Here is a 20,029-nt window from a genome sequence, read left to right as displayed (position 1 = left end):
TTCTCCTGTGTTGTGGTTGGGGCGGCGTCTTTTTTGTGGTGCGCGCCCGCCCTTTGGGTGTTGTTGGTTTTGTCTTGTTTACCCCCCCCGCGCCCCGCCCCCCCCCCCCCCCCCCGGCTCCGTGAGGAGGTCATCGACCGCACCCTCGCGCTGCCGGGGCGGATCGCGGACGAGGTGGGCACCGGCGATCTGGTCACCCGTTCCACCCTGGACGTCTCAACCGTTGCAGCCACCCTGCGCAATGCGGCCCCGGACATCTTCATTGCCGGCGTCCAGGTCGTGTTCATCTTCGCCGCGGTCTTCCTTCTGGACCCCCTCCTCGGACTGTGCTCGGTGGTGGGGCTTCCACTCGTATGGGGAGTGAGCCGGTGGTACCTGACGCGCTCCCGTGCCGCCTACCTCGCCGAGGGAGCGGCCGCCGGTGAGGTCTCCGAGATCCTCAATTCCACTGCGCACGGTGCCCGCACCGTCGAGGCCTTCGGGCTGCGTGCACAGCAGAACCACACCCTCGACAAGGCCATCGACGCCACCTACCGCGCCAGTGCGCGCACCCTCTCCCTGCGGACAGTGCTGTTCCCGGTCACCGAGTTCGCGCACACCCTGCCCATGGCACTCATCCTCCTCGTGGGCGGGCTGGGCTACCTCGACGGAGCGATCCCCCTGGGCGCCGTGGTGGCGGGTGGCCTGTACATGTGGCAGCTGGTCGACCCGCTCAACCAGATGCTCATCTGGGTCGAACAACTGCAGCGCAGCGGCGCATCGTTCGCCCGCGTCAAGGGCGTCGGACTGGTCTCGCACACGTCTGACGCCCCGGTACCGACCCCTGCGGACGACCTCATCGAGGTCAGCGGCGTGCGGTACTCCTACCTCCCCGGACACGAGGTCCTCAAGGACGTCGAGCTGCAGGTACGTCCCGGCGAACGGCTGGCGGTGGTCGGCCGGTCCGGAGCAGGCAAGTCCACCCTCGGCAAGCTGATGTCCGGTGTGGACGCCCCGGACACCGGTCGCATCCTGGTCGGCGGCGTTCCCGTCGCCGACCTGGCCGCAGCGGGCGAACTGGGCAACCGCATCGTCCTCATCACGCAGCAGCACCACGTGTTCTTGGGCACCCTTCGCGACAACATGACCATGGCCGCACCCGAGGCCGACGACGAGGCCATCCTCGCGGCACTGGCGCTGGTGGAGGCGGACTGGGTGGCCGAACTGCCGGATGGCCTGGACACCCGGCTGGGCTCGGGCGGAGTCGAACTGGGGGCCGCACAGTCGCAGCAACTCACCCTGGCCAGGGTGCATCTGGCGGATCCGCACACCCTGATCCTGGACGAGGCCACGTCACTCCTCGACCCGAAGACGGCCCGGCAGGCGGAGCGAGCGATGGCCGCCGTCCGGTCGGACCGCACCATCATCGCCATCGCCCACCGGCTTCAGACCGCACATGACGCCGATCGCGTCGCCGTCATGGAGTCCGGCCGCATCGTCGAGCTGGGCACGCACGATGAGCTGGTCGGCGCGGACGGAGCGTACGCGGCGCTGTGGCGGTCGTGGGACGGCGAAAACTGAGTCTCCGGTGACCCGTGCGCCCCCTGGGAGTCCGCTCCCAGGGGGCGTACTCATTTCTGTTCCCCGCCTGCCCGGAAGGGCCTCCGACGCAGGTCGGAGGCCCTTCCGAAGGCAAAACCGCAGGTAGCGGCAGACGAGTCGGGCTGTACGCCGGGTTCTGTCACCCGGTCGCCTCGCGGCGGCCGGGGAGACGGCCATCCATCTAGGACCGGCATTGCTGCCGGCCTCGTGCGGTCTACCCGCGAACTCGGGCGAGCAGCCCTCGGACGTTCGCGCAGGGCCGTCTCGCGACGGCCCCTCTTGACCTTGCTCCGGGTGGGGTTTACCTAGCCGCCTGAGTCACCTCAGGCGCTGGTGGTCTCTTACACCACCGTTTCACCCTTACCGAGGACCGAAGTCCCTGGCGGTTTGTTTTCTGTGGCACTGTCCCGCGGGTCACCCCGGGTGGCCGTTAGCCACCACCCTGCCCTGTGGAGCCCGGACGTTCCTCGGGAGGATCCGAAAATCCCCACGCGGCCGTCCGCCCGGCTCGTCTGCCGTGCCGACCATGCTACCCGGCGGGGCGGGGACCGCCGGACGGGACGGCTCAGACGAGTGCCTCGGTCTCCAGATCGAAGGCGAACGGCGCGGGGAGACTGAGTGTCTTGCCGAACGGGATCGTGCAGTGCTGACGGTAGTCGTCCCCTTCCGGCTCGCTGAACAGCGTCACCGAGGACTCCTCACGGTCGACCAGGAGGTAGAGCGGGATGGGTCCGCGGGCATAGCAGTGGCGCTTGTCCGTGCGGTCGGCCCGGGGCTTGGTCGAGGTGACCTCGACGACGAGGGCCACTCCCTCGCACGGCATCCAGGGTTCGGCTCCCCGGTACAGCCGCAGCTCGGTGGGGGCGAAGGTGCCGTCGGGGATGACGTGGTTCCTGGGGCAGCGTCCGCCGCTATTCAGCTTCAGACCCTTGTTCCCGGAGAAGTCCATGTCGGTCCGGGCGAGCCTGATCACCTGCCTCAGAATCAGGCTGATGCAGTCCTCGTGGTCCCCGTCCGGCGGCGGCGTCACGACAATCTCCCCCTCGATCAGCTCGGCCCGGAAGCCCTCCGGCGTATCCAGCGCCAGGAAGCCCTCCAGCAGGACGTCCGCCTGCGTGAGCGGTTCGTGCGGCATGGCAGTCATGTCACGCCCCTCCCTCGGTCGCTCGCCAGATTGGGGCATCGATGGATCCGCCGTCCGTGAGATGGGAGTGCTTCCCTCGATCGTGGCACAGGAGGGAGCGGAGCTGTCAGATGCGGACGGGTGGGGTGCGCATTTGACCCTGCCGCGGCGTCAACGTTTCTACTGGCCTCATGCGCATCGGAGAGATTGCCGGGCTCGTCGGGGTCACCCCGCGGGCGATCCGGCACTACCACCACATCGGACTGCTTCCCGAGCCCGGGCGCCGGGCCAACGGCTACCGCGCCTACAGCGTGCGCGACGCCGTTGTGCTGGCCCGGATCAGGAGGCTCACCGAGCTGGGGCTCGGTCTGGATGAGGTACGGGATGCCCTCGCCGACGACGCCGGGCGCGAACTCACCGAGGTACTCGTCGAGTTGGATGCCGATCTGGCCCGGCAGGAAGACGAGATCCGGGAGCGGCGGCATCGGCTGGCACGGTTGCTGGACGGGCCGGTGAGCGCCGAGGAGCCCGTATCGCCCGCGCTGGCCGAACTGCTCGGCACGGCTCCCGCCACCGGCTCGCCGATGGCTGCCAAGGACCGCGAGCACCTGGTGCTGCTGGACACGGCGGGTGTCGGCAGCGAGGTCTACGCCGCACTGCGGCCACTGGCCGAGGACCCGGCCGTGCACGCGCTGTACGAACGGCTGGACGCGCTGGCTGCGGCGTCCGCGGACGATCCGCGGATCGCTCCGCTCGCCGCCGATCTGGCCGCTGCCGTGCCGGACGAGGTACTGGCGGCGATCCCCTCCGGCGGGCCTGCAATGACGGGGTTCGGTCAGGCCCTGCTCGACGACTACGCGCCCGCGCAGGCCGAGGTGGTGCGCCGAGTGATGGTGGCCATGACAGTACGCATGGCGGAGAGGGAGACGGGATGAGCATGCGGATTGCGCGGTATGCCGCGGGGGCTGTGCTGACTGTCGAGTTGGCTCTGGGGGGCTGCCTGCTGGCGGGGGTCCGGATACCGGGTGCGGTTCTGCTCGGCGCCGAGGCCCTGGTGGTCGCCGCGCTCGGGTTCGAGGGCGTGGTCCTGTGGCGGCTCTGGCTCCTGGGCCGGCGCGCGGGTGCCGGGCGGCGGGAGGCGATGGGTACGGCGCTCCGTACCGTCGTGCCGGAGAAGGTGCGCCGCCTGGTCGCGCACGAGCTGCGTGCCTTGCACAGTCTCGGGTTGTGGATGCGGCGGCGCCACGCCGTGCCGGAGGGGGCGCTGGCCGTCCCGTATACCGGACCGCAGACCGCGATGATGTACGGCCTGGTCTTCGTCTCGCTCGTCGAGACGGTGATGCTGGCCCTGCTGGTCCCCTGGCCCGCCGTCCACCGGATTCTGCTCGTCCTGGATGTGTACGGGGTGCTGCTGGTCCTGGCTCTTCATGCCGCCTGTGTGACCCGGCCGCACGTGGTGGGCGCAGACGGGTCACTGCGCATCCGCTACGGGGGGTTGTTCGACCTGCGGGTGCCCGCGACCACCGTTGCCACGGCGCGCGTCGAACGGCGCTACCCGGAGGGCAGGCTGGTCCACCTGCATCCGGACGGGGTACTCGACCTCGTCGTGGGGAGCCAGACGACGGTGACCGTGGAGCTGACCCGGCCGGTCGAGTTCGTCCGGCCGCTCGGGAAGCGGGGCTGGGCTCGGACCGTCCGCTTCCATGCCGACGACCCGCGCGCCGCCGTCGCCGCTCTCACGCGGGGGCGAACAGTACCTTCGCCGCCCCCGGGTCCGCCTGGGTGAGGCGGACCTGGAGCCGTTCGCCCAGGGGGAGCTTCGTCGTGCCGCCGTCGATGCGGGCCACGATGGCGGGGTGCTCGATGTGGACCGTGCCGATGGTGGGTTCCTGGTCCTCTACGTCGACCACGTACGCGTCGAAGACCTCGCCCACCCGGTCGCTGAGGAGTGCCGCCTCGACCAGGTCGACGCACTCGCGTTCCACCGTGTTGGCGCGGCGGGCCCCTTCGGCCATTTCCTTCGGGAGGCCGGGGAGCGCGGCCGTCACCCACTCGGGCGGCTCCTGGTCCGCGACTGCCGCGACGCACAGTTCGGCCGCGTACCGGTCGACGAGGCGGCGCAGGGGCGCGGTGCAGTGCGTGTAGAGGTCGGCCACGGCGGCGTGGACGGCGGGGGTGGGGAGTTCACCGTGCTCGAAGGCCGTGTAGCCGGCGCCGCGCAGCAGGGTGGTGCACTCCTGCAGGAACGCGGCGTGGCTCGCCCTTTTCGGGTCGAGCGACCGGACGACCTGGGCGTACGGGACGTGGTGCGGCCAGTCGATGTGCAGGGCCTCGGCCGAGCGGCGCAGTCGGGCGACGGCGCCGTCCGGGGCGACCGGGAGCGTGCGCAGGATGCCGGTGCCCGCCTCGGCCATCAGATGGGCGGCGGTCATGCCGGTGAGGAGGGAGATCTGGGCGTTCCAGCCGTAGGCGGGCAGCGGGGCGCGGTACTCCAGGCCATATGCGCCGTCACGCTGGACAATCTCCTGCTCGGGCACATCGAGCGAAATCCCGCCGCGGGCGATCTCCTGCTCCTCGCGGAGCCGGCCGATGTCCTTCAGCAGGGCGAGAGGTTCCTCGGCGGCGCCCGCGTCGATCTGCCGCTGGACGCCCGTGTAGTCCAGCTTGGCCCGGCTGCGGACCAGGGCCCGGCGTACGTCGGTGGCGCCCGCGCGGCCCTCCGCGTCGAGGTCGATCCGCCAGAGCAGGGCGGGGCGGGTCTGCCCGGGGAGGAGGCTGGCTGCTCCCTCGGAGAGCGGGGTGGGGTGCAGCGGCACCTTGCCGTCGGGGAAATAGAGGGTCGTCACCCGGCGGTGGGCCTCGGTGTCGAGTGCGCCGCCGGGGCGGACGAAGGCGGTGACGTCGGCGATGGCGTAGTGGACCCGGAAGCCGTGCGGGCGGCGTTCGAGGTGCATCGCCTGGTCGAGGTCGGTGGAGGTGAGCGGGTCGATGGTGAAGAGAGGGAGGTCCGTCGCGTCCTGGTGTCCTGTCAGGACGAGAGACTTCGCCACCTGCGCCGCCTCCGCGAGGACCTCGCGCGAAAAATCGGCGGGCAGCCGGAGCGTGGTGCGCAGTTCGCGCAGGGCCGCCCGCAGCGGGGTGTCGGCTGCGCCGGTCATGTGGAGATGGCGGCGGGGCATGAACCGAGCGTATGGCGGGGCGGGGCGACCGGCATCCCGGGTGCGGGCGTCCCTGCGGTCCGATGCCGGATGATCCTGCGGTCCGGGGGTGGTCCTGCGGTCCGGGGACGGGTGGCCCCGCGGTCCAGGTGCCGGGTGATCCTGCGGTCCAGGGACGGGTGATCCTGCGGTCGGTGCCGGGTGATCCTGCGGTCGGTGCCGGGTGATCCTGCGGTCGGTGCCGGGTGATCCTGCGGTCCAGGGATGGGTGATCCTGCGGTCGGTGCCGGGTGATCCTGCGGTCGGTGCCGGGTGATCCTGCGGTCCAGGGATGGGCCCCAGTGGTCCGGGGGCCGGGCCGGGCGGTTCGGGCGTCCCCTTACGCTGGCAGGCAGGCCTTGGGCAGTCGTGGGGCCGCTTCCCTGTTCGTACGAAGGAGAACCGCCGTGCTCGTGCTGTTGCCGCCCTCCGAAGGAAAGGCCGCTTCGGGTCGCGGAGCACCCCTGAAGCCGGAGTCGCTGTCGCTGCCGGGGCTTGCCGAGGCCCGGGCCACGGTCCTCGACGAGCTGGTCGAGCTGTGCGTGGCGGACGAGGAGAAGGCCCGCGAGGTGCTCGGTCTCAGCGAGGGACTGCGCGGCGAGATCGCGAAGAACGTCGAGCTGCGGACGGCGGGGACGCGGCCCGCCGGGGAGATCTACACCGGGGTGCTGTACGACGCTCTGGACCTGGCGTCCCTGGACACGGCGGCCCGGCGGCGGGCCGGGAAGTCGCTGCTGGTCTTTTCCGGGCTGTGGGGCGCGGTGCGGGTGGGCGACCGGATTCCGTCGTACCGCTGCTCGATGGGGGTGAAGCTGCCGGGGCTCGGCGCCTTGGGCGCGTACTGGCGGGCGCCGATGGCCGAGGTGATGCCGGAGGCGGCCGGGGACGGGCTCGTACTGGATCTGCGGTCGTCGGCGTACACGGCGGCGTGGAAGCCGAAGGGTGCGGTGGCGGAGCGCACGGCGAGCGTGCGGGTGCTGCACTCCCAGATGGTGGACGGGGTGGAGAAGCGGTCGGTGGTCAGCCACTTCAACAAGGCGACGAAGGGGCGGATGGTCCGCGATCTGCTGCAGTCGGGGGACCGGCCGAAGGGGCCCGCGGAGCTGGTGGAAGCGTTGCGGGAGCTGGGGTACGTGGTGGAGGCGGAGACTCCGGGGCGGGCGGGACGGCCGTGGGCGCTCGATGTGGTCGTGACGGAGATCCACTGACATCTGACACACAACGTTGCAGCATGTGCAACGCTCGTTGCGTACTGTGCGGTTAGCGCGGCAGGATGAGGCCATGCCCTCCTCCTCTGTGCTGGACCTTGCCCCCGTAGTCCCCGTAGTCGTCCTGGAGGACGCCGCCGACGCGGTGCCGCTGGCCCGGGCCCTGGTCGCGGGCGGGCTCCCGGCCATCGAGGTGACACTGCGGACGGCTGCGGCGCTGGACGCGATCAGGGCGATCGCCTCGGAGGTACCGGATGCGGTGGTGGGCGCGGGCACGGTGATCTCCCCGCAGAACGTCGCCGACACGGTGGCGGCCGGGGCCCGGTTCCTGGTCAGCCCCGGCTGGACGGATGTGCTGCTGGACGCGATGAAGGCGTCGGGGGTGCCGTTCCTGCCGGGCGTCTCGACGACGTCCGAGGTCGTGGCGCTGCTGGAGCGCGGGGTCACCGAGATGAAGTTCTTCCCGGCGGAGGCGGCGGGTGGGACCGCCTGCCTCAAGGCGCTGTCCGCGCCGCTCCCCCAGGCCCGGTTCTGCCCGACGGGCGGCATCTCGCTCGCCTCGGCTCCGTCGTACCTGGCACTGCCGAACGTCGGCTGCGTGGGTGGCAGTTGGATGGTGCCGGGGGACGCGGTGGCGGCGAGGAACTGGGCGCGGGTGGAGCGGCTGGCGGGCGAGGCGGCGGCGCTGCGGGGCTGATTCCCCAACCCGCCCCTTCCCGAACCGGGGCTCTGCCCCGGACCCCGGTGGGTGCTGAAGGGGTACGGAGCACCCCGTACCCCGGGGAAGCGGCGGCTTCGCGCCGCGGGAACCGCTCCGTCGCCCCTGGCGAGAGCGGCACCGCACGCTGCGCGCGGCTGCCCGCTGCAGGAGCGGGGAGCCCGTAGCCTGCTTCGCGCAGTGGCAGCTTCGCGCCACGCGGGAACCACCTCTGCGGCAGCGACAGCCTCGCGCCGTTTCCCGGGACCGCCACCACTGGGGCGTGTTTCGAAAGTAGCGTCGTCCGCCCGTAGGACGGGCCTGGCGAGACTTTCGAAACACGCCCTGGGGGCGGCAGAATCCGGGGCGCGGCTTCCGCCGCCTACCGGAGGTGCGACGTGTCGTTCAGCAGTCGCAGTGACGCGTTGCCGTCCGCGTAGTACGCCACCGCGGACAGCGACGCCGCCGAGAGTTCCATGCGGAACAGGGACTCCGGCGGGGCGCCCAGGGCCAGGCGGACCAGGGTCTTGATCGGGGTCACGTGCGTGACCAGGAGCACCGTGCGGCCCGCGTAGCGGGTGGTCAGGCGGTCGCGGGTGGACGAGACCCGGCGGGCCACCTCGGCGAAGCTCTCGCCGCCGCCCGTGGGGGGCGTCCTCGTGGAGGCGAGCCAGGCGTCCAGGTCGGGGCCGTATCGTTCACGGACCTCGGCGAACGTCAGGCCTTCCCAGGCACCGAAGTCCGTCTCGCGCAGGCCTTCCTCGATCTCGACGGACAGGCCCAGGCGCGCGGCCACCGTCGCCGCCGTTTCGCGGCAGCGGCGCAGGGGCGAGCTGACGATCTCCTGGATGGTGCCGCGGGCCGCGAGGTGCTCGGCCACGCGCTCCGCCTGGTGGCGGCCGGCCGCCGAGAGTTCGGGGTCGGTGCCGCCACTGCCGGAGAACCGTTTCTCGGGGGTAAGGGCCGTCTCGCCGTGGCGGAGCAGGACGAACGTCGCGGGCGCACCCAGGTCGGGGGCGGCACCCCAGCCGGCCTGTGGGGTGGCCACGGGTTCACGGCGGGTGGACATCGCTGCCCGTGCCTTCGCGGCGCCTGCCGCCGCGTCCCCGGGAGGACCGGAGACCGGGGGCAGGTCGAGTGCGGCCGTCGACGCCGTCGGCTCCCACTGCTTGCCTCGCTGGCCCGCGTCCATCGCCTCGTTGGCGAGCCGGTCCGCGTGCTTGTTCTTCTCGCGCGGGATCCACTCGTACGTGACGGCCGACGCCGGAAGGATCCGGGCCGCCTCCGCCGCGAGCGGCTTCATGTCAGGGTGCTTGATCTTCCAGCGGCCCGACATCTGTTCCACGACCAGCTTGGAGTCCATCCGGACGCGCACCCGCAGCGCACCGTCCACCGACGCGTCCGGCACCAGCGCCTTCGCGGCCTTCAGGCCCGCGATGAGGCCCTTGTACTCGGCCACGTTGTTCGTCGCGATGCCGATGTACTCGGCGGCCTCGGCGAGTGTCTCCCCCGTGACCGGGTCGATCACGACCGCGCCGTACCCGGCGGGCCCCGGGTTGCCCCGGGAGCCGCCGTCGGCCTCGATGACGAACTGACGCGGCTCCGTCATTACAGGCCCGATTCCGCCGTACGGACCAGGATGCGGTGGCAGTTCTCGCAGCGCAGCACCGTGTCCGGGGACGCCGCCTTCACGTCGTTGATCTCGGTGATGTTCAGCTCCAGCCGGCAGCCCTCGCAACGGCGCTGGTAGAGCCGGGCGGCGCCGACCCCGCCCGACTGGGCGCGGAGCTTGTCGTACAGCTTGAGGAGGTCGGCCGGTACGGAGCCGGCGACGAGCTCGCGCTCCTTCGTGACGGTCGCGGCCTCCTCGTCGAGCTCCCGCGTCGCGGCGTCCCGGCGGGCGGTCGCGTCGTCGACCTTGGCCTGGACGGCGGAGACCCGTGCGGTCAGCTCGGTGACGCGCTCCTGTGCGGACTCGCGGCGCTCCATGACTTCGAGGACGACGTCCTCCAGGTCACCCTGGCGCTTGGCCAGCGAGGTGATCTCGTGCTGCAGGCTCTCCAGGTCCTTCGGCGAGGTGACCGCACCGGAGTCCAGGCGCTGCTGGTCGCGGACGGCGCGCTGGCGCACCAGGTCGACGTCCTGCTCCGCCTTGGTCTGCTCGCGGGCGGTGTCGCTCTCCTCGGTCTGTGAGGCGACCAGCAGGTCACGCAGTTGCGCGAGGTCGGCGGTGAGCGAGTCGATCTCGGCATGCTCGGGCAGCGACTTGCGCTTGTGGGCAAGCTGCGACAGCCGTACGTCGAGGGCCTGGACGTCGAGAAGTCGGATCTGGTCGGCGGGCGCGGCGTTCAGTTGGGGGCTCCAGAAGAGTGGTGGGTGGTCCAGGGGTCGGTGACCTGCTTCGAGACATGGACCCGCAGGTCCCATCCGTGGCGGTCGGAAATCGCGTCGAGCTGCGCCGCGGCCTGCTCGCACCAGGGCCATTCGGTGGCCCAGTGCGCGGCGTCGATCAGGCCGATCGGAGACTGCTGAACGGCCTCGGAGGCCGGGTGGTGGCGCAGATCGGCGGTGAGGAAGGCGTCGACGCCCGCGGCGCGCACGGCGTCGAAGAGGCCGTCGCCGGAGCCGCCGCTGACCGCGACGGTACGCACGAGCGCGTCCGGGTCGCCGGCCATGCGGATGCCCTGCGCGGTGGCGGGCAGCCGCGCGGCGGCGCGGGCCGCGAAGTCGCGGAGGGTCTCGGGGTGGTCGAGTTCGCAGATCCGGCCGAGGCCTCGATGGCCCTTGGAGTCGGTCGGGTCGGGTACGAGGGGGCCGGTGACCCGCAGGTCGAGGGCGCCGGCGAGGGCGTCGGAGACCCCTGGGTCGGCGGTGTCGGCGTTGGTGTGCGCGACGTGCAGGGCGATGTCGTGCTTGATGAGGGTGTGCACGACCCGGCCCTTGAAGGTGTCGGCCGCGACCGTCGTCGTACCCCGCAGGTAGAGGGGGTGGTGGGTGACGATCAGCTGGGCTCCGAGTCCGACCGCCTCGTCGGCGACCTCCTGGACCGGGTCGACGGCGAAGAGCACGCGGTCGACTTCGGCAGCCGGGTTGTCCACGTCTCCGCAGACCGTTCCGACCGCGTCCCATCCTTCGGCCCGCTCGGGAGGCCAGAGGGCGTCGAGCGCGGTGAGGACTTCAGACAGGCGGGGCACGGAGGAAAGGCTACCTTCCGTCCGTGCCCCGTTGCCCATGGCTGAGGCGACTCGTGAGGGCCGGGCAACAGTCGGTCACGTATCGTGACGCGCAGTTCTGCTCGGCCGGCTACTTGACCAGGTCGGCGCGGAGGTCGTCGAGGACAAGGTTCGGCGCGGTGACGCCGAGTCCGGGCTACCAGGTCTCGTCCGGGACGCCCTTCGCCCGGCCCTCCTTGACCGCCTTCAGGCGGCGAGAGCGAGGGCGGCGGCCACTGTCAGGCCGACCGCTGCGGTGCTGCGGCGTCGTATGGACATCGCGTGGTCACTTGCTCAGTTGAGGGAGTCACGGGATTACTTAGGGATGCCTGACCTTACCCGCAGGCTCCGCCAGAAGCACACTGTCCCCTCACTCTCAGGCGAATCCGGGTATCACCATCCTTATGTGTGAAGTGGCGGGTCACGTGTTGTTCGGCAGGAAGTGCGAAAACTAGCTTCGGTCGCCGGAGGTGACGAGCCCATGACTGCCTGCGCCATCGAGGGTGAGACGGCCGGGGCCGCCGCGACGGCGGATCCTGCGTCCGGAGAAGCGGAAGAACCCGGGGGCCGGGACGAGCCGGACGAGCGGGGCGGGCTCATCGAGCCCGGCGAGCGGGGCGAGTCCGGTGCGCCGGATGTCCCCGACGGACCCGGCGAGTCCGTCGGGCCGGGCGGAGCTGCCGCCGCCGGGACCGGCACGTTCACCATCACCGCCGACGGCTCGTACGCGGCGCGGCTCACACTCGCCGGGCAGGCGCCGGACGCCGCCTGGTTCCCCGAGCGCTGGACGCTCGACGGGCACGAGCCGTACGCCGTGCCGCTCCCCCTCAACCAGCCCGAGGAGCCGGACTCCGAGGTGCTGCCGCTCGCCGACGGCCGGGTGTTGATCCGGCGGCGGGTGGCGGACCGGCACGCCTTCTCCCTGCTCTACCCGACGGGCCCCGGCACCGGCGAACTGCCCCTCGGCACCCTCGAGTGCGCCGGCGACACCCCCCTGACCCTGTTGCCGCCGTCGCCGGACGGTGCGAGCGCGTACGCACTGTCCGTCGGTGAACGCTCCACCGCCGTCTGGCTGGTGGCGGGCGGGGCGTTCGGGCCGGAACGGGTGGCCGAGGTGCCGGGACGATGCTCCGGCGGGGTCTGGCTGAACCGGGCGGGGCGGATGCTGGCCCTGGACCGGGAGCCGGTGGGCGGCGGTCCGGTGAAGGCGGTCGCCGTGGATCTGGACCGGGGCGGCGAGGTGTCGCCGCTGCTGCAGATCACGCCGGACAGCAACGACCGTCTGCTGCTCGCCGATACGGACAGCGGGCTGCTGCTGATCCGTTCCGATGCGCCGGGCCACGACCGGCTCGGCTGGGGGGTGCTCGGCAGCTGTCTGCCGGTGCGCTTCCCGGAGTGTCTGTATCCGGCGGATGTCGCGGTGACGCCGTTCGCCGTGCAGCCCGGGCAGATGCTGATGCCGGAGAGCTGTGCGGTGGCGCTGCGGATCGACGGGGCGGCCGGCAGCTGGGTCGGGGTGTGGCGTCCAGCGGGGCGCAGGCTGCACCAACTGGCCGCCCCGGACGGGTGGTTGGCCGGTTCCGGGGTGTGGACCCGGGACGGCTTCCTCAAGCTCCCGTACGCCGGGCGGGATGTGCCGTGCGGGGTGGCCCTGCTGCAGGCACCGGAGGACGGGGAACGCGGCGCCGGGCCTGCGTGGACGGCGGTCACGGAAAGCGGTATGCAACCGTCCGCGGCTGCCACGCCTCTTCCCGTGTGCAAGCCGGTTCCACTGGGCCAGGCGCCTCTCGTGGGGCGCACGGCACCTGGTTAAATTCTGGACCGGGGCCAGGGGGCACCCCTACTAGCCGATGGGCGCGGTTGCCGACGGCGACCGTGTCGGGTGGTGGTGGCGCAATGGTCCCGGTGACACACACGCAAGCGATCACAACGGGGTGACTTCCCACATGTCTGAAGCCCGAACCGACACGACCCAGACGCGCCCGCCGGGGGCGGACGCCGCACGGGCCGACGCCGGCGGCTCCGGAAAGCACCGAGGGGGTGTGTCGATGGAGAGCACCGACGGGCAGCCGCATGGTCGCCACCGGCGCCCCGCCGAGGGGGGCAGCCGGGCGGCCTGACCGCAACGGAAATCAACGAGGGAACGAGTGAAGGAAGGGCCTCCGCAGCACTGTTCGGCTGCGGAGGCCCTTCCTTGTGTTCTTCCGCCCGGGGGTCAGCGCCGCTTCAGTCCCAGTACCTCCGCCGCCGCGAACGTCTCGTTCGGCGGACGCTCCGCGTAGTACGGGGAGATCAGTTCGTCCAGCTCGTCGAAGGAGAACGTCTCCTTGGACGAGTCGAACTTCGCGGCCACCCGCGGGCGTTCGACGATCGCGACCATCCCGCCGTGCACCACGAGCAGCTGGCCGTTGACCTTGGCGGCCGCCGGCGAGGCCAGATAGCCGACCAGCGGGGAGACGTGTTCGGGGGCCAGCGCGTCGAGCCGGCCGTCCGTCGGCTCCTCGAATCCCGCGAAGACGTCCTCCGTCATCCGGGTGCGGGCCCGCGGGCAGATGGCGTTGGCGGTGACGCCGTACTTGGCCAGGGCCAGGGCCGTCGAGGTGGTGAGGCCGACGATGCCGCCCTTGGCCGCCGCATAGTTCGGCTGGCCCGCCGAGCCCGCCAGGAACGCTTCCGACGAGGTGTTGATGATGCGGCCGTAGACCGGGCCGCCGGACTCCTTGGAGCGCGCGCGCCAGTGGGCCGCGGCGAAGTGCGTGGTGTTGAAGTGGCCCTTGAGATGCACCCGGATGACGGAGTCCCACTCGTCCTCGGTCATCGAGAAGACCATCCGGTCGCGCAGGATGCCCGCGTTGTTGACCAGGATGTCGAGCGTGCCGTACGTGCTGACGGCCAGCTCCACCAAGGCGCGAGCCTGCTCGTGGTCGGAGACGTCGCCGAGGTGGGCGACGGCCCTGCCGCCCGCCGCGCGGATCTCCTCGGCGACCTCCCCGGCGGGGGTCGCGGAAGCCTCGCCGGAGCCGTCGCGGCCCGGCTGCCCGTAGTCGTTGACGACGACAGCCGCGCCGAGCCCCGCCAGTTCCAGCGCTTCGGCGCGCCCGAGGCCGCGGCCAGCGCCGGTGACGATCGCGGACAGCCCGTCCAGGGGAAGGGGTTGTGACATCGGAATCCCGGAGTCCTCTCGGAAGCGGCGGTGGTCAGAGTTCGATGCAGGTACGGAGCGCCTCGCCGGTCCTCATCTGGCCGAGGGCGTCGTTGATCTCGGCCAGCTGCACCCGGTGGGTGATCATCGATTCGAGGTCGATCCGGCCCGCCCGCCAGAGCGCGATGGCCCGTTCGTAGGAGCGGAGCACGTCCCCTCCCCCGTACATCGAGGGCAGGATCCGCTTCTCGTCGAAGAACAGCTCGAACATGTTGACCTGGAAGTTGTCGTCCATCGCGCCCGCGCCGACGATGCAGAGTGTGCCGCCGCGCCGGGTGTTCTCGTACGCCGTGCGGGCCGTCGCCGACTTGCCGACGACCTCGAAGACGTAGTCGAAGCCTTCGCCGCCGGTGATCCGCTGCTTGGCGTCGGCGAGCTCGTCGGGCGGGACCACTTCGGTCGCGCCGAACCGGAGTGCCGCCTCGCGCCGGGACGCGACCGGGTCGACAGCGACGATCTGAGCGGCGCCCTGGACCCTGGCCCCCTGGATGGTGGAGATACCGACGCCGCCGCAGCCGATCACAGCGACCGACGAACCTGCCTGCACCTGCGCGGTGTTGATCGCGGCGCCGAGTCCGGTGGTCACGCCGCAGCCGATCAGCGCGGCGATCTCGAACGGCACGTCATCGGGGATCGGCACCGCGCAGCCCGCGTCGACGACGACCTCCTCGGTGAAGGTGCCGGTCCCGGCGAAGCCGAACACATCGCCGCCCGGGCGCTTGAAGTTGGGTGTGCCCGCGTTCATGAACCCGGCCAGGCAGAGCTGCGTCTGGCCGCGCCGGCAGGCGGGACACGCCCCGCAGGCGGGCAGCCAGCAGACCAGCACCCGGTCCCCCGCGCTCAGCCCGGTCACGCCGTCGCCTACGTCGAGGACCTCGCCGGCGCCCTCGTGGCCCGGGATGAAGGGGGCGGGCTGCGGCAGCACGCCGCTCATCGCCGAGACGTCGGAGTGGCACAGCCCGGTGGCCCGGATGCGGAGCTTGACCTTGCCCGGGCCGAAGCCCACCGCCTCGACGTCGTCGAGGACTTCCAGTTTGTCCTGACCTATCTCGTGCAGTACGGCTGCGCGCATGGTGCGGCTCCCCTCAGGTCGTTGCGTGATTCAGAAGTGTTCGACGAGCGTGTCGGCCAGGACCGGCGCGTCGTCCCGCTCGGCGGCGGTCACGGCCACCTGGACGCGGCCGTTCCCGGCCCACATCCGGATGCGGAGGGTCTCGCCCGGGAAGACCACCCCGGCGAAACGGGTGCTGTATGCGCCGATCCGGGCCACCTCACCGTCGAGCAGCGTGTCGGCCACGGCCTTGAGCGTCATGCCGTAGGTGCACAGACCGTGCAGGATCGGCCGGTCGAAGCCGGCCAACTCGGCGAACTCGGGGTCGGCATGCAGCGGGTTCCAGTCCCCGGAGAGCCGGTAGAGCAGCGCCTGGTCCTTCCGGATGGTCCGCTCGACCACCCGGTCGGGTGCCCGGTCGGGGAGCGCGAGCCGCTCGGACGGGCCGCGCTCGCCGCCGAAGCCCCCCTCGCCGCGGACGAAGATCTGGGCGTCGTTGGTCCACAGCGGGCCGTCGTCGTCGGCGGCCTCGGTGCGCAGGACGAGGACGGCCGCCTTGCCCTTGTCGTACACGGCGGCGACCTTCGATGTCTGCACGGCCCTGCCCTTCACCGGGATCGGCCGGTGCACCCGTACGGTCTGTCCGCCGTGGAGCACGGCGGCGAGGTCGACGTCGATCCCGGGCGAGGACAGTCCGCCGACGACACCCATGCCGGCGCCTGCGACGGTGGCGAAGCTGGGCAGGACATGGAGCCGGGACTCCAGGGTGTAGCGCAGCTCGTCGGGGTCCGTGGCGGGGATTCCCGCGCCGAGTCCGAGGTGGTAGAGCTGGATGTCCTTGTGGTCCCAGCCGATCTCTGCGGTCCGGGGGTCGGCGGCGATCGCCTTTGCGGCATCAATGGGCATGGGGGAGCTGCTCCTTGATGGTGGGAAGACCTCGGCACGGCCGTCCGCACCGTCGGCCGCACCGAGGTCGTGCGGGACCGGCCGCGACGCCTGTTCTAGAACGCGTTCTAGCCGGTTGGCCCTATGTATAACGCAGCTCCCAGCACTTGTGAAGACCGTTGATGCATCGTCAGATGTATTGCGGGGCAGGCAAGAAGGCGCCCGCCGTGGGCCGTTCAGGTGCCCACCCTGGCCATGACATTTGTCATCGCGGAGTCCGTACAAGCGCTTCTGTCGGACTACGGGCCCGGCTCCGTACCGTCAGTGCCATGGAAAAGACAACGGGGAGCGGGCCTGCGGTGGTCTTCACCGGGGCAGTCAAGACCTTCGGCCGGGCGGAGCGGACCGTACGGGCCGTCGACGGGATCGATCTGACCGTCGAGCGCGGCGAGACCGTCGCACTGCTCGGCCGCAACGGCGCGGGCAAGTCCACCGCCATCAGCCTGCTGCTCGGTCTGAACGACCCGGACTCGGGCGGTGTGCAGCTGCTCGGCTCCACCCCCGAGCAGGCGGTTCGGGCGGGCCGGGTCGGCGCCATGCTGCAGGACGGGCGGCCGATCCCCCGGGTCACCGTCCGCGAACTGATCAGGTTCGTCGCCTCCACCTACCCCAGCCCGATGCCGGTCCCCGAATCGCTGGCCCTGGCGGGTGTCTCCGCGTACGCCGACCGGCGCATCGACAAGCTCTCCGGCGGGCAGATCCAGCGCGTCCGGTTCGCCGTCGCACTCGCCGGCAACCCGGAGCTGGTCGTCCTGGACGAGCCGACCGCCGCCCTGGACGTCGAGGCCCGGCGGGCGTTCTGGGACTCCATGCGCGCCTACGCCCGGCGCGGCAACACGGTGCTCTTCTCCACGCACTACCTGGAGGAGGCCGACGAGAACGCCGACCGGATCGTCGTCATCGACCGGGGCCGGATCGTCGCGGACGGGAGCGCCGACACGATCAGGAGCTCGGCCGGCAGCAGTCTCGTCTCCTTCGACCTGGCGGGCCGGCCGACCGAGGGCCTGGAGCTGCTGCCCGGCGTCGTCGCCGTCGAGGTGTCCGGGGACCGGGCGCTGCTGCACACCGACGATTCGGACGCCACCGTCATGGAGTTGGCCCGCCTCGGCGCGATCCGTGGCCTCCAGGTCTCCCGGGCCACGCTGGAGGACGCGTTCGTCGCCCTCACCGCGCCGGCCGCAGCAGCACCCACAACCGATTCCGAGAGGGAGACCGCGTAATGTTCCGCTACATCGTGCTCGAAGTGCGCAGGACCCTGCGTGACGGCTTCTTCCTGATCTTCGGGACCGGGATGCCGGTGATGATGTACCTGCTCTTCACCAACATCGGCGGGGGCGAGGGCGTCGACGGCTGGAAGACGGCCTCGATGGTCGGCATGGCCGCGTACGGTGCGCTGGGCTCCGCCATGTCGATCGGTACGGGGGTCGCCTCCGACAAGACGCTCGGCTGGCTTCAACAGCTGCGGGTCACCCCGCTCGCCCCTTCCCGGGCGGTCGTGGGCCGGGCGATCAGCGGTTCGGTGACCGTCCTGCCGACGATCGTGACGGTGCTGCTGGCCGGCGGACTGCTCAACGGGGTGCGGCTGGACGCCTGGCAGTGGATCTCACTGGCACTGCTGCTGTGGATCGGCGCGCTGCCGTTCACCCTGCTCGGCCTCGGCAACGGCTACCGGCTCACCCCGCAGGGCACCGGGGTCGTCAACGTGGCCTGTCTGATGGGCTTCGCGATCGTGGGCGGGCTGTGGTTCCCGCTGGACCTGCTTCCCGAATGGCTGCGTTCCATCGGCAGGTTCACGCCCGCCCACCGGTTCGCCGACCTGGGCTGGGCGACCACCGGCGGCCACGCACCCTCCCTCGGGACGATCACCGTGCTCGGCGGATGGCTCCTGCTGTTCGGTGCGTACGCCGTCGTCTCGTACCGTCGGTCCGCGAGGACCGTGTGACAGGAGCGAGCATGTCCCGGAACGGATCAGGATCGTGGCGGGAACGCCGCAGGCGGCACCGCGAGGAGGGGCGCCCCGGCCCGCCCGGACCGTACTCGTTGCTGCCCTGGCTGCTGATGGGACTCGGCGGCTTCTCCAACCTCTTCCAGGGGATGGCCCCGAACCCCTGGATCGGCGGTCTCGGGCTGCTTGTCTTCAACTCCCTCTACATCAACGTGGTGTTCCGGGGGTTCGACAAGAAGAGGCGCGAGAGCCCCGTGTCGTACGTGCTGCTCGCCGTGATGGCCCTCGTCGCGTTCGGGCTGGCGATCGGGTACGGCGGCACCTGGCTGCTGTTCTTCCCCCTGCTCTCGTTGGCCTGCGGCGTCATCCTGCGCCACCGGCCGCTGATACTCGGCCTGTTGGGCCTCGCGGCCGTCGCCTGTCTCGTCGCCGTCTGGCGCGGGGACAACGCCTCGGACCCGTGGACCATCGGATACGGCACCTTCATCTCGGGTGCGGTGACCGCCGCGCTCCTCACCCTGTCGGAGACCGTGATGGAGCTGCGGGCAACCCGGCAGGAACTGGCCCGCACCGCCGTGGAGAAGGAACGGCTCCGCTTCTCCCGCGATCTGCACGATCTGCTGGGACACACACTCTCGGTGATCGTCGTCAAGTCGGAGGCCGCGCGCCGGCTCGCACCGCGCGACATGGACGCGGCGCTGGCCCAGGTCGCCGACATCGAGTCCGTCGGGCGGCAGGCCCTCACCGAGATCCGGGAAGCGGTCACCGGCTACCGCGAGGGGAGCCTGGCCACCGAACTCGACCGGGCCAGGTCCGCGTTGACCGCCGCCGGGATCGAATCGGTGGTCCGCCGCTCGGGACCGCCGCTCACCCCACAGGCAGAGGCGCTGCTGGGCTGGGTGGTGCGGGAGACGGTGACCAACGTCGTACGCCACAGCGCCGCGACCAGCTGTTCGTTCCTCGTCGACGGCACGGCCGAACGGGTCCGGCTGACCGTCACCGACGACGGCCGCGGACGGGCGGACCCGCCGCCCGCGTCCGGCATCGGCGGTACCGGCCTGCAGGGCCTCACCGAACGGCTCGCCGCGGCGGGAGGCTCGCTCACCGCGGGTCCCGGGCCGGGCGGCGGGTTCGTGGTCGGCGCGGAGCTGCCGGTGGGCCCGGTGGATGCCGCCGGAAGTCCCGCCTCACCCCATACGCTGGGCCGGTGAACGAGATGCCCCGAGATCAGCGGCCGCACACGTCCGTCAAGGTTCTGCTCGCCGAGGACCAGGGCATGATGCGCGGCGCGCTCGCCCTGCTGCTCGGCCTGGAACCTGACATCGAGGTCGTGGCCCAGGTGGGCGCCGGGGACGAGATCGTGGATGCCGCGCTGCTGTCCCGCCCGGATGTGGCGCTCCTGGACATCGAACTCCCGGGCCGGAGCGGACTGGACGCCGCCGCCGACCTGCGCGAGGAGGTGCCGGACTGCCGGGTGCTGATCCTCACCACCTTCGGGCGGCCCGGCTATCTGCGCCGCGCGATGGAGGCGGGCGCGGCGGGGTTCCTGGTCAAGGACGGCCCGGTCGAGGAGCTCGCGGTGGCCATCCGCCGGGTGCTGACCGGTGAGACCGTCATCGACCCCGCCCTCGCCGCGGCCGCCCTGAGCGCGGGCCCCAGCCCGCTCACGGCGCGGGAACGGGACGCGCTGAACGCGTCGGTGGACGGGGCGACGGTCTCCGACATCGCGGCGAAGCTGCATCTGTCCGAGTCGACGGTACGCAACTACCTGTCGTCGGCGATCGGGAAGACAGGGACGCGGAACCGCATGGAGGCGGTGCGGGCGGCGCGGCAGCAGGGCTGGCTGTAGGCGGTGTTCGCAGCGGGGC

Annotated in this window: 18 protein-coding genes and 1 other RNA gene; 10 read left to right on the top strand and 9 right to left on the bottom strand. The window is 71.5% G+C overall.

What is annotated here, in order from left to right; all coding sequences use genetic code 11:
* Nucleotides 1–1,560, top strand: a 1,560-nt coding sequence (locus AB0915_RS10680; RefSeq protein ID WP_366690723.1) for an ABC transporter ATP-binding protein, incomplete at its 5' end; no start/stop codon positions are given.
* A gap of 130 nt (nt 1,561–1,690) precedes the next feature.
* On the opposite strand, the gene rnpB is transcribed toward AB0915_RS10680, so the two are convergent.
* An RNA gene (gene rnpB, locus AB0915_RS10675) (RNase P RNA component class A) lies at nt 1,691–2,092 on the bottom strand.
* Nucleotides 2,093–2,146: 54 nt separating this feature from the next.
* Nucleotides 2,147–2,716: a Uma2 family endonuclease gene (locus tag AB0915_RS10670; protein WP_366690728.1), complete on the bottom strand. Its 570-nt coding sequence runs from the start codon at nt 2,714–2,716 to the stop codon at nt 2,147–2,149.
* 179 nt (nt 2,717–2,895) lie between these two features.
* Between AB0915_RS10670 and AB0915_RS10665 the strand changes: the two genes are divergently transcribed.
* Together AB0915_RS10665 and AB0915_RS10660 are read left to right on the top strand one after the other, a co-directional pair.
* On the top strand, nt 2,896–3,639 hold the full coding sequence (locus AB0915_RS10665) for a MerR family transcriptional regulator (protein WP_366690722.1): 744 nt from the start codon (nt 2,896–2,898) through the stop codon (nt 3,637–3,639).
* A complete protein-coding gene (locus AB0915_RS10660; RefSeq protein WP_366690721.1) occupies nt 3,636–4,490 on the top strand; it encodes a hypothetical protein in 855 nt (284 codons plus the stop codon). Before AB0915_RS10665 ends, AB0915_RS10660 begins: the two co-directional genes overlap by 4 nt.
* Here AB0915_RS10660 and AB0915_RS10655 read toward each other — a convergent pair.
* On the bottom strand, nt 4,441–5,883 hold the full coding sequence (locus AB0915_RS10655; protein WP_366690720.1) for an RNB domain-containing ribonuclease: 1,443 nt from the start codon (nt 5,881–5,883) through the stop codon (nt 4,441–4,443). The two genes, AB0915_RS10660 and AB0915_RS10655, sit on opposite strands and share 50 nt — an antisense overlap.
* Nucleotides 5,884–6,308: 425 nt before the next feature.
* Here AB0915_RS10655 and yaaA point away from each other — a divergent pair, with 425 nt between their 5' ends.
* Together yaaA and eda are read left to right on the top strand one after the other, a co-directional pair.
* Nucleotides 6,309–7,109 (top strand): peroxide stress protein YaaA, encoded by an 801-nt coding sequence (yaaA, locus tag AB0915_RS10650; RefSeq protein WP_366690719.1) that lies wholly within the window; start codon nt 6,309–6,311, stop codon nt 7,107–7,109.
* A 73-nt stretch (nt 7,110–7,182) separates the two neighbouring features.
* Nucleotides 7,183–7,806: a bifunctional 4-hydroxy-2-oxoglutarate aldolase/2-dehydro-3-deoxy-phosphogluconate aldolase gene (eda, locus tag AB0915_RS10645; protein ID WP_366690718.1), complete on the top strand. Its 624-nt coding sequence runs from the start codon at nt 7,183–7,185 to the stop codon at nt 7,804–7,806.
* Between the two features lie 382 nt (nt 7,807–8,188).
* On the opposite strand, the gene AB0915_RS10640 is transcribed toward eda, so the two are convergent.
* From AB0915_RS10640 to AB0915_RS10630, 3 genes are read right to left on the bottom strand one after another with little or no spacing between them, the layout of a single operon-like run.
* Nucleotides 8,189–9,415 carry a bifunctional RNase H/acid phosphatase gene (locus AB0915_RS10640; protein ID WP_366690717.1) on the bottom strand — a complete coding sequence of 409 codons (1,227 nt, stop codon included), beginning with the start codon at nt 9,413–9,415 and terminating at the stop codon, nt 8,189–8,191.
* Nucleotides 9,415–10,158 carry a C4-type zinc ribbon domain-containing protein gene (locus tag AB0915_RS10635; RefSeq protein ID WP_366690727.1) on the bottom strand — a complete coding sequence of 248 codons (744 nt, stop codon included), beginning with the start codon at nt 10,156–10,158 and terminating at the stop codon, nt 9,415–9,417. Before AB0915_RS10635 ends, AB0915_RS10640 begins: the two co-directional genes overlap by 1 nt.
* Nucleotides 10,155–11,000, bottom strand: a complete 846-nt coding sequence (locus AB0915_RS10630; protein ID WP_366134231.1) for a Nif3-like dinuclear metal center hexameric protein — start codon at nt 10,998–11,000, stop codon at nt 10,155–10,157. The genes AB0915_RS10635 and AB0915_RS10630 overlap by 4 nt, the downstream gene beginning before the upstream one ends.
* 499 nt (nt 11,001–11,499) lie before the next feature.
* Between AB0915_RS10630 and AB0915_RS10625 the strand changes: the two genes are divergently transcribed.
* Entirely contained in the window at nt 11,500–12,831 is a 1,332-nt protein-coding gene (locus AB0915_RS10625) for a hypothetical protein (RefSeq protein WP_366690716.1), read from the top strand.
* Nucleotides 12,832–13,233: 402 nt separating this feature from the next.
* On the opposite strand, the gene AB0915_RS10620 is transcribed toward AB0915_RS10625, so the two are convergent.
* The 3 genes from AB0915_RS10620 to AB0915_RS10610 are packed head-to-tail and all read right to left on the bottom strand — an operon-like array spanning nt 13,234 to nt 16,177.
* Nucleotides 13,234–14,181: a 3-oxoacyl-ACP reductase gene (locus tag AB0915_RS10620; protein ID WP_366690715.1), complete on the bottom strand. Its 948-nt coding sequence runs from the start codon at nt 14,179–14,181 to the stop codon at nt 13,234–13,236.
* A gap of 34 nt (nt 14,182–14,215) precedes the next feature.
* A complete protein-coding gene (locus AB0915_RS10615; RefSeq protein ID WP_366690714.1) occupies nt 14,216–15,292 on the bottom strand; it encodes a Zn-dependent alcohol dehydrogenase in 1,077 nt (358 codons plus the stop codon).
* 30 nt (nt 15,293–15,322) lie between these two features.
* Complete coding sequence (locus AB0915_RS10610; protein WP_366690713.1) at nt 15,323–16,177, bottom strand: MaoC/PaaZ C-terminal domain-containing protein; 855 nt, start codon at nt 16,175–16,177, stop codon at nt 15,323–15,325.
* A 308-nt stretch (nt 16,178–16,485) separates the two neighbouring features.
* On the opposite strand from AB0915_RS10610, the gene AB0915_RS10605 reads away from it, so the two are divergent.
* The 4 genes from AB0915_RS10605 to AB0915_RS10590 are packed head-to-tail and all read left to right on the top strand — an operon-like array spanning nt 16,486 to nt 20,010.
* Nucleotides 16,486–17,436, top strand: coding sequence for an ABC transporter ATP-binding protein (locus AB0915_RS10605; protein ID WP_366690712.1), 951 nt, complete (start codon nt 16,486–16,488; stop codon nt 17,434–17,436).
* Nucleotides 17,436–18,158 (top strand): ABC transporter permease, encoded by a 723-nt coding sequence (locus AB0915_RS10600; RefSeq protein WP_366690711.1) that lies wholly within the window; start codon nt 17,436–17,438, stop codon nt 18,156–18,158. Before AB0915_RS10605 ends, AB0915_RS10600 begins: the two co-directional genes overlap by 1 nt.
* Before the next feature lie 11 nt (nt 18,159–18,169).
* On the top strand, nt 18,170–19,372 hold the full coding sequence (locus AB0915_RS10595) for a sensor histidine kinase (RefSeq protein ID WP_366690710.1): 1,203 nt from the start codon (nt 18,170–18,172) through the stop codon (nt 19,370–19,372).
* Nucleotides 19,373–19,377: 5 nt separating this feature from the next.
* On the top strand, nt 19,378–20,010 hold the full coding sequence (locus AB0915_RS10590; protein WP_366690726.1) for a response regulator transcription factor: 633 nt from the start codon (nt 19,378–19,380) through the stop codon (nt 20,008–20,010).
* Nucleotides 20,011–20,029: the final 19 nt, after the last annotated feature.

Source organism: Streptomyces sp. NPDC048411 (assembly GCF_040704695.1).
In the GTDB taxonomy this organism is placed as follows: Bacteria; Actinomycetota; Actinomycetes; order Streptomycetales; family Streptomycetaceae; genus Streptomyces.
The sequence above is the reverse complement of the archived record's forward strand: the minus strand, read 5'-3'. Positions and strand labels throughout refer to the sequence as shown.

Coding starts and splice junctions, on each gene's coding strand:
- AB0915_RS10660 (WP_366690721.1), top strand. CDS start 3,636: ATGAGCATGCGGATTGCGCGGTATGCCGCGGGGGCTGTGCTGACTGTC.
- AB0915_RS10605 (WP_366690712.1), top strand. CDS start 16,486: ATGGAAAAGACAACGGGGAGCGGGCCTGCGGTGGTCTTCACCGGGGCA.
- AB0915_RS10670 (WP_366690728.1), bottom strand. CDS start 2,716: ATGCCGCACGAACCGCTCACGCAGGCGGACGTCCTGCTGGAGGGCTTC.
- AB0915_RS10655 (WP_366690720.1), bottom strand. CDS start 5,883: ATGCCCCGCCGCCATCTCCACATGACCGGCGCAGCCGACACCCCGCTG.
- AB0915_RS10640 (WP_366690717.1), bottom strand. CDS start 9,415: ATGACGGAGCCGCGTCAGTTCGTCATCGAGGCCGACGGCGGCTCCCGG.
- AB0915_RS10615 (WP_366690714.1), bottom strand. CDS start 15,292: ATGCGCGCAGCCGTACTGCACGAGATAGGTCAGGACAAACTGGAAGTC.
- AB0915_RS10595 (WP_366690710.1), top strand. CDS start 18,170: ATGTCCCGGAACGGATCAGGATCGTGGCGGGAACGCCGCAGGCGGCAC.
- AB0915_RS10665 (WP_366690722.1), top strand. CDS start 2,896: ATGCGCATCGGAGAGATTGCCGGGCTCGTCGGGGTCACCCCGCGGGCG.
- AB0915_RS10590 (WP_366690726.1), top strand. CDS start 19,378: ATGCCCCGAGATCAGCGGCCGCACACGTCCGTCAAGGTTCTGCTCGCC.
- AB0915_RS10620 (WP_366690715.1), bottom strand. CDS start 14,181: ATGTCACAACCCCTTCCCCTGGACGGGCTGTCCGCGATCGTCACCGGC.
- AB0915_RS10600 (WP_366690711.1), top strand. CDS start 17,436: ATGTTCCGCTACATCGTGCTCGAAGTGCGCAGGACCCTGCGTGACGGC.
- AB0915_RS10625 (WP_366690716.1), top strand. CDS start 11,500: ATGACTGCCTGCGCCATCGAGGGTGAGACGGCCGGGGCCGCCGCGACG.
- eda (WP_366690718.1), top strand. CDS start 7,183: ATGCCCTCCTCCTCTGTGCTGGACCTTGCCCCCGTAGTCCCCGTAGTC.
- AB0915_RS10610 (WP_366690713.1), bottom strand. CDS start 16,177: ATGCCCATTGATGCCGCAAAGGCGATCGCCGCCGACCCCCGGACCGCA.